Consider the following 14996-nt stretch of genomic DNA (forward strand, 5'->3'; position numbering starts at 1 on the left):
TTGTTTTTTGCTTATGATGATGAACTTGCGGGTGCCTCTGCAAAACCCAGTAGTCGCGACGGCGTTCGCCATAGCAGCCGGTGCTGATCGTCCGGGTCCGGAAAGATCTCGGTAATGCCGGCCAGCAGCGGCCCGTAGTCGAGGCGTTCGGGCGCGCGCAGGAACGGCCAATCGGAGCCCCACACGCAGCGGTCGAGCGTGAAGGCCTCGACCAGCGCGGCGATGAACGGCCATGTGTCGGCGTACGGATAGGGCTGGCGCGCGAATTTGTAGTAGCCGGACAGCTTCACATGCGCGTCGCGGTCGCGGCCGAGCGCGAGCAGGGCCTGGAAGGATGGGCGTTGCAGCCCATGCTCCACGGCAGGCCGGCCGCAGTGATCGAACACGAGGCGGACCGTCGACCGCTCGATGAGGGGCAGCAGGTCGAGCAACTGATCCTGCTCGACCTGGACCTGCAGAAACAGATCGAGGTCGGTCAGCTTGTCCAGCAGCGGCGCGGCGTCACGGTAATAGTCGGTGCCATGAAACGGCACGTTGAAGGCGACGCCGATGACGCCTGCGGCCTTCAACCGCTCCAGTTCTCCGATGTCGACGTCCTTCTCGACGACCGCGACGCCCTTGAACCTGCCATCTCCGAGCCTGAGTGTGTCGAGCAGGATGCGGCTGTCGGAGCCATAGCCGGAATTGGTTGCGACGATCAGCGCGTGCCGGACGTCGAAGACGTCGAGCACGCGAATGAGATGCGCGGCGGGCGCGATTTCCTGGCCGGTCGGACGATAGGGCGTATCCGGCGCGTAGGGGAAGCGCGCGGGATCGATGGCGTGGATGTGGCAATCGATCCTGGGGCCTGCCGGAAGTGCCATGGTCGAGCCCTCTCTGACCGACGTTCAGAACGTCGCCTGAATCGCCTTGATCAGTTCGGGCGTGACGTCGGGCAGAACCCCGAACCAGGCCTCGAAGGCGAGGCGGGCCTGGTTGAGCAGCAGGCCGAGCCCGTTCACCGTCGTGCAGCCGCGCCCGCGCGCGTCCACCAGGAAGGGCGTTTCGAGCGGTGTGTAGATCAGGTCCGCGACGAGCGTCTTCGCGGACAGTCGTCCCAGATCGATCTCCAGTGCGGGCCTTCCGATCATGCCGCGATCGGTGCTGTTGATGAGCAGCGCGACATCGGCGACTGCCGCCGAACGATCATCCCACGCCACCGTGCTGATGGCCGTCCCGAATTCGGCTGCGATGGACTGCGCCTTCTCGGTGGTGCGGTTGCTGATGCGGATGTCGCGGGCGCCATTCTCCAGCAGCGCCACAACGACCGCGCGCGCTGCACCGCCGGCCCCGAGCAAGAGAACAGGGCCTTCGTCGGCGCGCCAGTTCGGCCTGGCATCGCGCAGGCTCTGGACAAAGCCGTTGCCGTCATTGTTGAAGCCGCTCAGCGTGCCATCCGCTTCGACCACGATCGTGTTCACGGCGCCGATGCGTCGTGCGGTGTCGTTGACCCGGTGCAGCAGCGGCATCGCCGTCTGCTTGTGCGGCATGGTCACGTTGCAGCCGCGGAATCCGAGCGCCACCAGCCCAGCCAGCGCATCCTTCAGCCGCTCCGGCTGAACCGCGAGCGGGACGTAGGCGCCGCGCAGGCCGTGCGCGTTGAGCCAGAAATTGTGGATCGTGGGCGAGCGGGAATGAGCGACGGGCATGCCGATGACGCCAGCCAATCCGAATCCATTCGCTTGCGACATGCTGCGCGATGACCTCCCTTTTCAGATATCGACCTGTTCCGGCCAATGTGAAACCGTCTTATGAGCAATGACGCGCACAGGCAATTGAAACATTCGGCCACAAATCCTTGTCGCAATGCAGCGCATCATGGCTCAACGTCCAGTTCATGGGCGTCGTCGCGTGACCCGCCCCCCTGGGCAAAGCCAGGGGTGATTTCTATGATTGCGCAAGTCTGCCTCGACGACCGTCCGCCGGATACAAAGGATCGCCATTGACTGTCCAATCTCCGCCCCCCGTGGCAACAGAAACCTTCACCGACGCGGCCGCCGCGGTGGCCCGGCTCGAGGAGATCTACGAGCGCAATACCGCTTTCCTGCGCGGTCATTTCGAGGCCTATGCCAACGGCGTCGTGCCGGCGACACGGATCCGCGCGACCTATCCCTTCGTGCGGCTGACCACCGCAAGTCACGCCCGGCTCGACTCGCGTCTCGCCTATGGCTTCGTCGCGGGGCCCGGCGTGCACGAGACCAGCGTCACGCGGCCGGACCTGTTCCGCTCGTACCTGACCGAGCAGATCCGTCTGTTGATCGAGAATCATGGCGTGCCGGTCGAGATCGGCGAGTCGGCCGAGCCGATCCCGGTGCATTTCGCCTACCGCCGCGACATCAACATCGAGACGGCGCTTCCGCACCACGAGAGCCCGCTGGTGACGCGCTCGCTGCGCGACGTGTTCGACGCTCCGGATCTTGCGACCATGGACGATGCGATCGCCGACGGCACGCTCGGACTGAAGCCCGGCATGCCCGAGCCGCTGTCGCTGTTTCGCGCCGCGCGCGTCGACTACTCGCTGCGCCGGCTCTATCACTACACCGGGACCGATCCCGACCATTTCCAGAACTTCGTGATCTTCACGAACTACCAGTTCTATGTCGACGCCTTCGCGGATTGGGGCCGCCAGCAACTGGCGGCCGGGCAGGGCGCAGCCGAGGCCTTCGTCGAGCCGGGCAACGTCATCACCCGCAATGCCCGTCTCGGCGGCGGCACCACCGGCTCCGCGCCGGCGCGCACGCCGCAGATGCCGGCGCTTCATCTCGTCGAGCCGGGGCACCAGGGCATCACGCTGATCAACATCGGTACTGGTCCGTCGAACGCGCGTAACGTCACCGACCACATCGCGGTGCTGCGGCCGCATGCCTGGCTGATGGTCGGCCACTGCGCGGGCCTGCGCAATACGCAGCGGCTCGGCGATTACGTGCTGGCGCACGGCTATGTCCGCGAGGACCATGTGCTCGACCAGGAGCTGCCACCCTGGGTGCCGATCCCGGCGCTCGCCGAGGTGCAGGTCGCGCTCGAGGAGGCCGTGGAGACGGTCACCGGCTATTCCGGGTTCGAGCTGAAGCGGGTGATGCGCACGGGCACCGTGGCCAGCGTCGACAACCGCAATTGGGAGATCTCCGGCCCGGCCGTCATCCATCGCCTCTCGCAGTCGCGCGCCATCGCGCTCGACATGGAGTCGGCCACAATCGCCGCCAACGGCTATCGTTTCCGCGTGCCCTACGGCACCTTGCTCTGCGTCTCCGACAAGCCGCTGCATGGCGAGATCAAGCTCGCCGGCATGGCGAGCGACTTCTATCGCCAGCGTGTCGGCCAGCATCTCCAGATCGGGCTGAAGGCGCTGGAGCTCTTGAAGCATCAGGAGTCGGAGCGGCTGCATTCGCGCAAGCTGCGCAGCTTCGCGGAGGTGGCCTTCCAGTAGCGGCCTTTGGCCGCCTGGGATCAGCGACTCCGGCGCTCGTCGAAGGCCTGCCGGGCCTGCTCGACCTCCGGCATCTTGGCGATGGTCCAGGCATAGAGCGCGCGGAACGGGGGCTGCAGGGTACGGCCGAGCGGCGTGATCTCGTACTGAACCGCGACCGGCGAGTCCGCGATCACCTCGCGGGCGACGAGGCCGTTGCGCTCGAGCCGGCGCAGGCATTGCGTCAGCGCCTTCTGGGTGACGCCCTCGAGCTGCTTCTTGATCGCGTTGAAGCGCAGTGGACCGGAGTCCAGCACGGCCAGCACCATCATCGACCATTTGTCGGCGATCTGGTCGATCAGCACCCGGCTCGGACATTCCGACGAGAAGTGCTGCGGCTTGCAGCGGAGCGGGGCGGTCTGTGATGTCGATGCGGCGGTCACGACAGCAGTTTCCTCCGATATACCTGAGCGACTTCGGGTGCCTGATTGACTTCAGGTTTACGAAGTATACTGGAGCGGTTCCGAACGCAATGGAGCCCCCTGAATGTCCGACCTCGATACCAGCGTGCTGTTTCGTCCGTTTCGCCTGAAGTCGCTGGAGCTGAAGAACCGCATCGTCATGGCGCCGATGACCCGCAACGCCGCGCCGAACGGCGTTCCCGGCGAGGCCAACGCCGCCTATTACCGCCGCCGCGCCGAAGGTGGCGTGGGGCTGATCCTCACCGAGGGCACGGTCGTCAACCGCCCGGCCTCGCGCAACGAGCCCAATATTCCCTTCTTCCACGGCGATGCCGCGCTGGCGGGCTGGCAGAACGTGGCAAGCGCCGTGCACACCGCCGGCGGCCGCATCGCGCCACAGATCTGGCACACCGGCTCGACCAAGGGCATGAGCCGCTGGGAGCCCGATGCGCCGGTCGAGAGCCCATCCGGGCTGGTTGCGCCCGGCAAGCCGCGCGGCAACGCGATGACCGAGAACGACATCGCCGACACCGTTGCCGCATTCGCGCAAGCCGCGGCCGACGCCAAGCGCACGGGCTTCGACGCCGTCGAGATCCATGGTGCGCACGGCTATCTGGTCGACGAGTTCTTCTGGTCCGGCACCAACCAGCGCGAGGACCGCTATGGCGGCGCCACCATCAAGGAGCGCTCCCGCTTTGCCGGCGAGGTCGTCGCCGCGATCCGCAAGGCGGTGGGTCCCGATTTCCCGATCATCCTGCGCGTCAGCCAGTGGAAGCAGCAGGACTATGCGGCGCGCCTCGCCGAGACGCCGGCGCTGATGGCCGACTGGCTGCAGCCGCTGGTCGCGGCCGGCGTCGACATCCTGCACTGCTCGCAGCGCCGTTTCTGGGAGCCGGAATTCCCGGACGTGGACGGCGAGAAGGGCCTGAACTTCGCCGGCTGGGCCAAGAAGATCACGGGCGCTGCGACCATCAGCGTCGGCTCGGTCGGCTTGTCCGATGAATTCTTCTCGGCCTTCGCCGGCAAGCCGTCGACGACGGCCGATCTCGATGCGCTGCTGGAGCGCATGGCCAAGGAGGAGTTCGACCTCATTGCGGTCGGCCGCGCGCTGATCAGCGATGCCGAATGGGTCGCCAAGATCAAGGCCGGCGACAAGGCGGGCCTGAAGGGCTTCAGCGCAGCGGATCTCGGCGCGCTGGTTTGAGCTCTTGTAGACCCGTTGGTGCCCCTCGTCCGGCGTAAGCGGGGCGAGGGGGCGTACCGTCAGCGAGGCGCGAGCTCGAGCCTGCCATTAGTCCTCGCGATGACTAATGCACCGTCAGCTCGAGATACATCGGGCTGCGGAAGGTCGAAGACGGCATCCAGGGCAGTTGCTCCTGGGTGCGGCGATAGTCCGGCACGACCTTGTGCAGCTCGTCGAACGCGATCTTGATCGCCATGCGCGCGATCGCCGATCCCAGACAGGCGTGCACGCCGCCGCCGAAGCCGAGATGGCCGCGTGGCTTGCGCCTGATGTCATAGACATCCGGATTGGGAAACTGCCGCTCGTCGCGGTTGGCGGAGCCGTAGGCGAGGCAGACGAAATCGCCCTCGCGCATGGTCTGGCCGTGCAGGGTGACGTCCTTCTGCAGGCAGCGGCGGAAGCGCTGCGCCGAGGTGTTGAAGCGCAGCGACTCTTCCACGGCGTCCGCCATCAGGTCGGGATTGGCGACGACGGCCCGGCGCGCCTCCGCGTGATCGGCGAGATTGTAAGCCAACATCGTCATGAAACCGCCGAGCGACTCGATGCCGGCCATGATCAGCGTGGTCGTCGTCAGCAGCACCTCGCGCTCGTCGAGCTTGTCGCCGTCGATCTCGGCCATGCTGAAATGCGAGATCAGGTCGTTCTGCGGCCGCGCGCGGCGCTCCGCGATGATGCCGGCCGCATAGTCCTGCATCCAGTTGTAGGCTGCGATGTGCTGCGGTCCCTTGGCGCGGCTCACCGGATCGCTCTGCACCATCAGCACCGCCTTGTCGCGCACCGTCTGCTCGTCGCCGAGCGGCAGGCCGAGGGCGGCGAACAGCACGCGCACGGTGAATTTCGAGGAGAACGCCTCGATGAAGTCGAACCGGTCCTGGCCGCGCAGCGCCTCGGCGCAGTCGCGCGCGATGTCGCGGATCGGGCCTGACAGGCTCTCCAGATTGCGCTTCATGAAGGCATGCTGGACGAGGCCGCGCAGCCGGTCGTGGCGCGGCGGGTCGGTGGTGCCGAGCGTCGCGCCGGCACGGTTCGGCAGCTCGGTCATCAGGTTGCCCTTGGCCGACGAATAGGTCTGCCAGTTCGTTCCGGCCGCCGCCACATCGGCATAGCGCGACAGGATCCACACCTGGGCCTGCGGGCTCCAGAAGCAGGGGTGCTCGTCGCGCAGCGTCTTGTAGAATGGGAACGGGTCGGCATCGACCGCAGGCGAATATGGGTCGAACGCGAACATGTTGGGCCTCCTCTCCATTGAGTGTGGTCGTTGTTGTTCTTTTCACTGATCTAGCCGAGCCGTGGCCGCGGCGTGAGACACGATAGCCGGCCAAGACTTGTACTTTTCCGACATTCGGGGTTAGCTCTCGCTCATGCCCCGCTTTCGCACCAAGCCGTCGATCCCCGCGTTCGCGCTGTACGGCGAAGCGTCGGCCGCGCAGCCGGACATGCTGCATGTCGAGCCGATCCAGGTGCGCAGCAAGCTGTATCGCTGGGAGATCGAGGCGCACACCCATCAGGGCCTGCACCAGATCCTCTGGGTCGCTGCCGGTCCGGCCGAGATCGCCCTGGACGAAAGCCGCGAGCGCTGTACCGGCCCGGTCGCCGTGATCATTCCCCCCGGCGTCGTCCATGCCTTCCGCTTCTCGCGCGACACTGACGGCTATGTGCTGACGTTCAATCCGCGGGCGGTGGTGGAGGGCGACGTGCCGGCGACCGGCGAGGCGTTGCGCGACTTGTTCGCAACCGCGCAGATCCTGCATCTCGACGCACAGGCGGTCGCGACGCGGCGCATCGCCGCGCTGTTCGTCGACCTCGCCGACGAGTTCGCCGCCGCCGATTCCGCGGCCTCGCCGGTTCCGCACTGGCTCGGTCGCTCGATCGTGTGGCGGCTGGCGCAGCAGAGCGCGCGGCAGTCGCAAGGCGCGCGGCGCGGCAGCGGGCATGCCGCGCTGTTCACCCGCTTCATCGTGCTGGTCGAGGCGCATCACCGCGATCACTGGTCGGTGGCGCGCTACGCCGACGAACTCGGCATGACGCCGGAGCGGCTCAATCGGTTGACGCGGGCCGAGACCGGTCAGTCCGCGCTCGACATCGTGCATGCGCGGCTCGCGCGCGAGGCGTGCCGGCGGCTCACCTATATTGCGGCGCCGGTGTCGAAGCTGGCGTTCGAGCTCGGTTTCAAGGACCCGGCCTATTTCTGCCGCTTCTTCAAGCGGCACACCGGGGCGAGCCCGCGCGACTATCGCCGTGCGATGGGCGTCGGAGACGACGCGGCGCCGCCGGCAGGCTGATCGGCGCCGCCGATACCATGCGGCGGTCGTTGTGCATCGCGGCATGGTGTCGGAAAAGTGCAAGAGAATGCCGCGTCCATCCAAGTGATCCCTGCGCATTCCTTGCTAAAATCCGCGACTGAAAAGCATACCCAACAAGCCTGCGTCTGCGAATCCGGGAGAACACGCCCATGAAAGTCCAAGTCTGCATCATCGGCGGAGGCCCGTCGGGCCTGATGCTGTCGCAGCTCCTGCATCTGCAGGGCATCGATACGATCATCCTGGAGAAATCCAGCCGCGACTACGTGCTGTCGCGCATCCGTGCCGGCGTGCTCGAGCACGGCTTTGCCGAGCTGATGCGCGAGGCGCAGTGCGGCGAGCGCATGGACCGCGAGGGCGAGATCCATCACGGTTTCTACATCGCCCATGACGGCAAGCTCGATCGCGTCGACCTGCACAAATATTCCGGCGGCAACTCGGTGATGGTCTATGGCCAGACCGAGTTGACGCGCGATCTCTACGAGGCCCGCGACAAGCTCGGCGGCAAGGTCGTGCACAACGCGGCCGACGTGACGCCGCACGACATCGCTTCCGACAAGCCCTTCGTCACCTACCGTCAGGACGAGGAGGTCGTCCGCATCGACTGCGACTACATCATCGGCGCCGACGGCTTTCATGGCGTCAGCCGCAAGTCGATCCCGCACGACAAGCTGACGGAATACGAGCGGGTGTACCCATTCGGCTGGCTCGGCGTGCTGTCGCGCACCAAGCCGGTGTCGCCGGAGCTGATCTATGCCAAGCACGAGCGCGGCTTCGCGCTGTGCTCGCTGCGCTCGCAGGTGCTGAGCCGGTACTATGTCCAGGTGCCGCTCACCGACAAGGTAGAGGACTGGAGCGACGACGCGTTCTGGGAGGAGCTGAAGCGCCGGCTGCCGGCGGAGATCGCTGGCCGTCTGATCACCGGGCCCTCGATCGAGAAGAGCATCGCGCCGCTGCGCAGCTTCGTCGCCGAGCCGATGCGCTACGGCAGGCTGTTCCTGGCCGGCGACGCCGCCCATATCGTGCCGCCGACCGGCGCGCGCGGGCTGAACTCGGCTGCGTCCGACATCTACTATCTCTATCATGCGCTGCTCGACCACTACAAGAAAGGCGACGATCGCGGCATCGACGGCTACTCGCAGCGGGCGCTGGCGCGGATCTGGAAGGCGCAGCGCTTCTCCTGGTGGATGACGACGCTCTTGCATCGTTTCCCCGACCGGCTGTCCTACGACGACAGACTGCAGGACACCGAGCTCGCCTATCTGTTCTCGTCCGAAGCCGCGCAGCGGTCGCTGGCGGAGAACTATGTCGGGCTGCCGTTCTGAGCGGGGTTATCGCGACGCGTTTCGCCTGCGCTGCCTGATCTCATCACGCATCAGCAGCCTCGCTGTCGTCCCGGCGAACGCCGGGACCCATACCCAGGGAGCGGTTTGAGGCAGGCTGGCGATTGGCTTTGTGCCCATCCGCCTGCGGCTGCTTCGGCTGGTGCAACTTCGCTCAGCTCGAGATGGAGGGGGCAGACGATCGGGGACGCGCTGTCGGGATTGGCGCCGGCTGCCTCAGTCTGTCGGCTTCCCCGCCCGCCCTCAAAAATGAGTTGCGTACCTCAAAAACCGCGCTATGGTCCTCAACCCAAAGGGGAGGAGCATGAACGCGCCGCTGACATTGCGGGATATTGCGCGGCAGGCGGGCGTGAGCCTCGCCACTGTGGATCGCGTGCTGCACAACCGGCCCGGCGTGCGCCCGGATACGGTGCGACGCGTCAAGGACGCGATGGAGCGCAGCGCGTTCCAGCCGCATGCGGCGGCCTCCGAACTCGCCCGTGCCCGCGCGCGGCGCTTTGCCTTCGTGATGCCGTCCGGCGCCAATCCCTTCATGCAGCAGATTCAGGCGCATCTCGGCGATCTGACGAGCTGGATGGCCGCGCGCCGGCTCACGGTCGATGTGGTCACGACGGACGTGTTCGATGCGGCCGTGCTGGCCGCGAAGCTCGAGCAGCTCGTCGGTCAGGTCGACGGCGTCGCGGTGGTGGCGCTCGATCATCCGAGCGTGCGCGCGGCGATCAACGATCTCGTCGAGTCCGGCGCCAAGGTGGTGACGCTGGTGTCGGACGTGCCGTCGTCGCGACGGCATCATTATGTCGGCATCGACAACATCGCCGCCGGCCGCACCGCGGGCGCGCTGGTCGGACGCTTCGCCGGCGGCAAGGCGGGGCGGGTCGCGATCATGGCCGGCTCGCAAAGCCTGCGCGATCATGCCGAGCGCATCTTCGGCTTCGGCCAGGTCCTCGCGGCGGAGTTTCGGCAACTTGAGGTTTTGCCGGTCGCTGAGGGGCATGACGTGGACGATCGCTCAGAGCACCTCATGCGCAAGCTGCTGACCGAGCATCGTGACATCGTCGGGCTCTACAATGTCGGCGCTGGCACGGCCGGCGTCGCCAAGGCGCTGACCGAGTCGGGGCGCGCCGACGACATCGTGTTCGTCGGCCACGACGTGACGGCACTGACGCGCAAGCTGCTGTTGAACGGCGTGATGGACGCGGCGATTTCGCAGAACCCGGGACACGAGGCGCGCTCCGCGGTGCGCGTGCTCCTGGCGCTGGCGCGCGGCGAGCCGATCCTGAGCGAACAGGAGACGATCCGCATCGACATCGTGATGCGGGACAATCTGCCGTGAGCGGATGGCCGCGATGACGCGGTCGGCCTGAGCACGGAATGAGAAGAGACCGAGGTGCTGGTTTCGAGGCGACAGCAGATCGCCGAAGCGCCTTGCGGTCGGTGGGAGGAGTGGAGACGTGTTTCTCGGACTGGATGTCGGCACATCCGGCGTGAAGGCCGTGCTGGAGGACGAGACGGGCGCGCTGATCGCGAGCGCCGCGCGGCCGCTGGCGCTGTCGCATCCGCAGCCGCTGTGGTCCGAGCAGAATCCGGATCACTGGGTCGAGGCCGTTATCGGCGCGGTCGATGATCTCGCGCGGGAGCGTCCGCGCGAGACCGCTGCCGTCAGCGGCATCGGCCTGTCCGGCCAGATGCACGGCGCGACCTTGCTGAACCGCACCGGTCGGCCGCTGCGGCCGGCGATCCTGTGGAATGACGGCCGCTCGCAAGCCGAATGCGCCGAGCTCGAACGCCGCTGTCCCGAACTGCATGCCATCGCCGGCAACCTCGCGATGCCCGGCTTCACCGCGCCGAAGCTCGTCTGGGTGGCGAAGCACGAGCCGAAGATATTTGCCGAGGTCGCGAAGGTGCTGCTGCCGAAGGCCTATGTGCGCTATCGGCTGTCCGGCGAGATGGTCGAGGACATGTCGGATGCGGCCGGCACCCTGTGGCTCGATGTCGGCGCGCGGCGCTGGTCGGAGAAACTGCTGGCGGCGACCGGGCTCGGTCTCGATCACATGCCGCGCCTCGTCGAGGGCAATGAGCGCAGTGCCGCGTTGTCGCCCGAGCTGGCGCGGCGCTGGGGCATGGGCGCTGACGTCGTGATCGCGGGCGGCGCCGGCGACAACGCGGCGAGCGCAATCGGGCTCGGCGCCATCACGCCCGGCGATGCCTTCCTGTCGCTCGGCACATCAGGCGTGCTGTTCCGGGTGACCGACCGCTTCGCGCCGGCGCCGGAAGCGGCCGTGCATGCGTTCTGCCATGCGCTCGGCGGTCTCTGGCATCAGATGGGCGTGATGCTGTCGGCCGCGGCCTCGCTGGCGTGGCTGGCGCGCCTTCTCGAGACGCCGGAAGCCGCACTGCTGGCGCCGCTCGGTATCAGCGTCGAACGTCCGAGCCCGGTGCAGTTCCTGCCTTATCTCGACGGCGAGCGCACGCCGCACAACGATGCCCATGCCGCCGGCGCCTTGGTCGGCCTGCGCAGCGCCGCCGGCCGCGGTGATCTCGTGCAGGCGGTGCTGGAGGGCGTGGCGTTTGCCTCACGCGACATGTTCGCCGCGCTCGCGCGCAGCGCGCAGCCGATCACAGAGCTCGATCTCGTCGGCGGCGGCTCGCGCTCTTTGTTGTGGGCGCAGATCATGGCCGACGTGCTTGGCGTCACCGTGCACCGGGTCGAGGAGGGCGAGGTCGGCGCCGCCATCGGCGCCGCGCGGCTCGGCCGTCTTGCCGCGACCGGCGCAGCACCGGCCGATGTCTGCCGCAAGCCGCAGCGGCTGCAGAGTTTCGAACCCCGCGCGCCGCAGCGCGCGGCATATGACGCCGCCTACGCGCAATGGCGCAAGCTCTATCCTGCTCTCAAGGAGTAACGTCGTGAACGTCCAGGCCCCCTTCTTCCAGACCGGCGCGACCGTCAGCTATGGCGGGCCCGAGTCACGCAGCCCGCTGTCGTTCCGTTGGTACGACAAGGATCGCGTCATCCGGGGCAAGCGGATGGAGGATCATCTGCGCTTCGCGGTCTGCTACTGGCATTCGTTCTGCTGGCCGGGCAGCGATCCGTTCGGCGGCGAGACCTTCCTGCGGCCGTGGCAGCATGGCGACGACGCGATGGCGATGGCGCGGGCCAAGGCCGACGTGGCGTTCGAATTGTTCCGGCTGCTCGACGTGCCGTTCTTCACCTTCCACGACGTCGATGCGGCGCCGGAAGGCGCGACGCTGAAGGAGTCGGTTGCCAATCTCAATGCGATCGGCGATCTGTTCGAGCACAAGATGGCGTCTGCCAAGGTGCGGCTGCTGTGGGGCACCGCCAATCTGTTCTCGCATCGCCGCTACATGGCGGGCGCCGCGACCAATCCGGATCCGGACGTGTTCACCTACGCGGCGGGACAGGTGCGTGCCGCACTCGAGGTGACGCATCGTCTCGGCGGCGCCAACTACGTGCTGTGGGGCGGCCGCGAGGGCTACGAGACGCTGCTCAACACCGACATGAAGCGCGAGCTCGACCAGCTCGGCCGCTTCGTCGCGCTGGTCGTCGAGCACAAGCACAAGATCGGCTTCAAGGGCCCGCTGCTGATCGAGCCGAAGCCGAAGGAGCCGACCAAGCATCAGTATGATTTCGACGTCGCCACCTGCTACGGCTTCCTGCAGCGCTATGACCTTTTGAACGACGTCAAGCTCAACATCGAGCAGAACCACGCCATCCTCGCCGGTCATTCGTTCCAGCACGAGATCGCGCTGGCGCAGGCGCTCGGCGTGTTCGGCTCCCTCGATATCAACCGCGGCGACGATCTGCTCGGCTGGGACACCGACCAGTTCGCGATGAACGTGCCGGAGCTGGCGCTGGTGTTCCACGACATGCTCAAGGGCGGCGGCTTCACCACGGGCGGGCTGAATTTCGACGCCAAGATCCGCCGGCAGTCGATCGATCCGGATGACCTGCTGCACGCCCATGTCGGCTCGATGGATGCCTGCGCGCGGGCGCTGATCGCCGCCGACGAGATGCTGACCGACAGTGCGCTGACCGCGCCGCTGGCGCGGCGCTACGCCGGCTGGGACGGCGACGAGGGGCAGGCGATCCTCGCCGGCCGCCGCTCGCTCGCCGAGCTCGCCGACCGCGCCGTCAACACCGGCCTCGATCCGCAGCCGCGGTCCGGCCGGCAGGAATATCTCGAAAGCGTGGTGAACCGCTATGTCTGACGACAGCAGCCTGCGCACGATGACGAATGACGCTGAGCGCGCCGTGATGAGCACCGCCGCGCAGCCGGTCCTTGAGCTGAAGGGCATCGGCAAGCAGTTCGGCGCGATCCGCGCGCTGCAGGGCGTGGATCTTTCGATCGGCTCCGGCGAGGTCGTCGGCCTGATGGGCGATAACGGCGCCGGCAAGTCCACGCTGGTGCGGATCATCGCCGGCAATTTTCCGCCGAGCCAGGGCACGATCCATTTCGGCGGCCGCGAGGTGCATTTCCATCGCCCGATGGATTCGCGCAGCGTCGGCATCGAGGTCGTGTACCAGGACCTGGCGCTCGCCAACAACCTCACGGCAGCGGCCAACGTGTTTCTCGGCCGCGAGCTGAAGCGCAATTTCGGCCCGCTGGCGCTGCTCGACCACAAGGGCATGGAGGCGCGCGCGCTGGAGCTGTTTCGCGAGCTGCGCTCCGAGACGCGGCCGCACGATCTCGTCAAGGACATGTCGGGCGGCCAGCGCCAGGCGGTGGCGATCGCGCGGACGCGGCTGTCCAACGCCAGACTGGTGATGATGGACGAGCCGACCGCGGCGATCTCGGTGCGCCAGGTCGAGCAGGTGCTGAGCCTGATCCATCGCCTGAAGGAACAGGGTATAGCCGTCATCCTGATCTCGCACCGCATGCCTGACATCTTCGCGGTGTGCGATCGCGTCGTGGTGATGCGCCGCGGCGAAAAGAAGGCCGACAAGCCGGTCGGCGAGACCAGCCCCGAGGAAGTGACCGCGCTGATCACTGGCGCCAAGGAGGCGGCGTGATGTCCGTTCCATCCGAGACCAGCTCCGCCGGCACCGACGTCACCTTCACCAATGTCGGCGTCATCAGATGGTGGCACCGCGGCGTGTTCGCCTCGCAGACGGCCTACGTCACGCTGGCGCTCATCGCCCTCATCATCGTGATGAGCTTCGCCAGTCCCTATTTTCTGACCGAAGGCAATCTGCAGAACGTCGCCAAGAACTTCTCCTTCATCGCCATCGCGACGCTCGGCATCACCTTCGTCATCATTACCGGCGGCATCGACCTGTCGGTCGGCTCGATGATGTGTTTCGCGGCGATGATCACCTCGATGGTGATGACGACGCTATCGACGCCGGGGATGCCGCAGTCGTCGCTGTTCGTGCATCTCGCCGCGGACGGCAAGACCGTGGTCGCGAACGTGCCCGGCCTGATCCTGATCGTCTCGGTGCTGGCAGGCCTGGCGGTTTCGCTGGTCGTCGGCCTGATCAACGGCGTCTGCATCGCCTTGCTCGGGCTGTCGCCGTTCGTGACCACGCTCGGCATGCTGTCGATCGTGCGCGGTCTCAGCTACGTGATCTCGAACGGCAAGGGCAGCTTCCCCGGCGGCCCCGACGCCGATTATTTCTATGCGCTGACGCAGGGCGATGTGTACGGCGTGCCGGCGCCCTTCATCTATCTCATCGTGCTGGCGCTGGTGATGGCGCTGGTGCTGCACCACACCGCGTTCGGCCGCCACGTGTTCGCGATCGGCGGCAACGAGAAGGCCGCGGAGCTCACCGGCGTCTCCGTGCCCCGGGTGAAGATCGAGGTCTATGTGATCGGCGCGCTTGCCGCCGGCCTGCAGGGCATCATCATCTCGGGCTGGCTCGGATCGGCGCCCGCGAACATGGCGACGTCCTACGAGCTCAACGTGATCGCCGCGGCCGTGATCGGCGGCGCCAACCTCGCCGGTGGTCTCGGTGGTCCGCTCGGCGCCATCGTCGGCTGCGTCCTGCTTGAGGTGATCCGTAACGGGCTGGTGCTGGCGCAGGTCAACTCCTACTGGCAGCAGACCCTGGTCGGCGTGATCATCATCGCCGCCGTGCTTGTGGATCGTATCCGCGCGCGCCTGCTGTGACGAATACTGGCCGGGGTGACAATCGCGTCTATCCTCACCCGGAACAGACAATGATCAGGGATAGACATGGAGGAGGGA

13 protein-coding genes are annotated in these 14996 nt (G+C 66.8%); 9 read left to right on the forward strand and 4 right to left on the reverse strand.

Annotated features, from left to right (window positions below):
• Nucleotides 1-11 precede the first annotated feature (11 nt).
• Together QX041_RS01120 and QX041_RS01125 are read right to left on the reverse strand one after the other, a co-directional pair.
• Complete coding sequence (locus tag QX041_RS01120; RefSeq protein ID WP_315715636.1) at nucleotides 12-863, reverse strand: amidohydrolase family protein; 852 nt, start codon at nucleotides 861-863, stop codon at nucleotides 12-14.
• A 24-nt stretch (nucleotides 864-887) separates the two neighbouring features.
• Nucleotides 888-1730 carry a shikimate dehydrogenase gene (locus QX041_RS01125; protein WP_315715637.1) on the reverse strand — a complete coding sequence of 281 codons (843 nt, stop codon included), beginning with the start codon at nucleotides 1728-1730 and terminating at the stop codon, nucleotides 888-890.
• A 251-nt stretch (nucleotides 1731-1981) separates the two neighbouring features.
• On the opposite strand from QX041_RS01125, the gene QX041_RS01130 reads away from it, so the two are divergent.
• Nucleotides 1982-3466, forward strand: a complete 1485-nt coding sequence (locus QX041_RS01130) for an AMP nucleosidase (protein WP_315715638.1) — start codon at nucleotides 1982-1984, stop codon at nucleotides 3464-3466.
• A gap of 20 nt (nucleotides 3467-3486) precedes the next feature.
• Here QX041_RS01130 and QX041_RS01135 read toward each other — a convergent pair whose 3' ends face one another.
• On the reverse strand, nucleotides 3487-3810 hold the full coding sequence (locus QX041_RS01135) for a winged helix-turn-helix transcriptional regulator (protein WP_409977936.1): 324 nt from the start codon (nucleotides 3808-3810) through the stop codon (nucleotides 3487-3489).
• A gap of 181 nt (nucleotides 3811-3991) precedes the next feature.
• On the opposite strand from QX041_RS01135, the gene QX041_RS01140 reads away from it, so the two are divergent.
• Nucleotides 3992-5110, forward strand: coding sequence for an NADH:flavin oxidoreductase (locus QX041_RS01140; protein ID WP_316164308.1), 1119 nt, complete (start codon nucleotides 3992-3994; stop codon nucleotides 5108-5110).
• A gap of 103 nt (nucleotides 5111-5213) precedes the next feature.
• Here QX041_RS01140 and QX041_RS01145 read toward each other — a convergent pair whose 3' ends face one another.
• The gene (locus tag QX041_RS01145; RefSeq protein ID WP_315715641.1) at nucleotides 5214-6377 is read right to left on the reverse strand and encodes a cytochrome P450; all 1164 of its coding nucleotides are present in this window, start codon (nucleotides 6375-6377) and stop codon (nucleotides 5214-5216) included.
• Between the two features lie 133 nt (nucleotides 6378-6510).
• Here QX041_RS01145 and QX041_RS01150 point away from each other — a divergent pair, with 133 nt between their 5' ends.
• The 7 genes from QX041_RS01150 to QX041_RS01180 all read left to right on the forward strand — a co-directional run bounded on the left by QX041_RS01150 (nucleotide 6511) and on the right by QX041_RS01180 (nucleotide 14918).
• Nucleotides 6511-7431 (forward strand): helix-turn-helix domain-containing protein, encoded by a 921-nt coding sequence (locus QX041_RS01150; protein WP_315715642.1) that lies wholly within the window; start codon nucleotides 6511-6513, stop codon nucleotides 7429-7431.
• A 170-nt stretch (nucleotides 7432-7601) separates the two neighbouring features.
• Entirely contained in the window at nucleotides 7602-8774 is a 1173-nt protein-coding gene (pobA, locus tag QX041_RS01155) for a 4-hydroxybenzoate 3-monooxygenase (protein WP_315715643.1), read from the forward strand.
• Nucleotides 8775-9096: 322 nt separating this feature from the next.
• Nucleotides 9097-10125: a LacI family DNA-binding transcriptional regulator gene (locus QX041_RS01160; protein ID WP_315826457.1), complete on the forward strand. Its 1029-nt coding sequence runs from the start codon at nucleotides 9097-9099 to the stop codon at nucleotides 10123-10125.
• Nucleotides 10126-10243: 118 nt separating this feature from the next.
• The gene (gene xylB, locus QX041_RS01165) at nucleotides 10244-11692 is read left to right on the forward strand and encodes a xylulokinase (protein WP_315715645.1); all 1449 of its coding nucleotides are present in this window, start codon (nucleotides 10244-10246) and stop codon (nucleotides 11690-11692) included.
• A gap of 4 nt (nucleotides 11693-11696) precedes the next feature.
• Complete coding sequence (gene xylA, locus QX041_RS01170) at nucleotides 11697-13019, forward strand: xylose isomerase (RefSeq protein ID WP_315715646.1); 1323 nt, start codon at nucleotides 11697-11699, stop codon at nucleotides 13017-13019.
• 46 nt (nucleotides 13020-13065) lie between these two features.
• Nucleotides 13066-13821 carry an ATP-binding cassette domain-containing protein gene (locus tag QX041_RS01175; RefSeq protein WP_315715808.1) on the forward strand — a complete coding sequence of 252 codons (756 nt, stop codon included), beginning with the start codon at nucleotides 13066-13068 and terminating at the stop codon, nucleotides 13819-13821.
• The gene (locus QX041_RS01180; protein ID WP_315715647.1) at nucleotides 13821-14918 is read left to right on the forward strand and encodes an ABC transporter permease; all 1098 of its coding nucleotides are present in this window, start codon (nucleotides 13821-13823) and stop codon (nucleotides 14916-14918) included. The genes QX041_RS01175 and QX041_RS01180 overlap by 1 nt, the downstream gene beginning before the upstream one ends.
• Nucleotides 14919-14996: the final 78 nt, after the last annotated feature.

The sequence above is a fragment of the Bradyrhizobium sp. SZCCHNRI2009 genome (genome assembly GCF_032485115.1).
Lineage (GTDB): Bacteria > Pseudomonadota > Alphaproteobacteria > Rhizobiales > Xanthobacteraceae > Bradyrhizobium.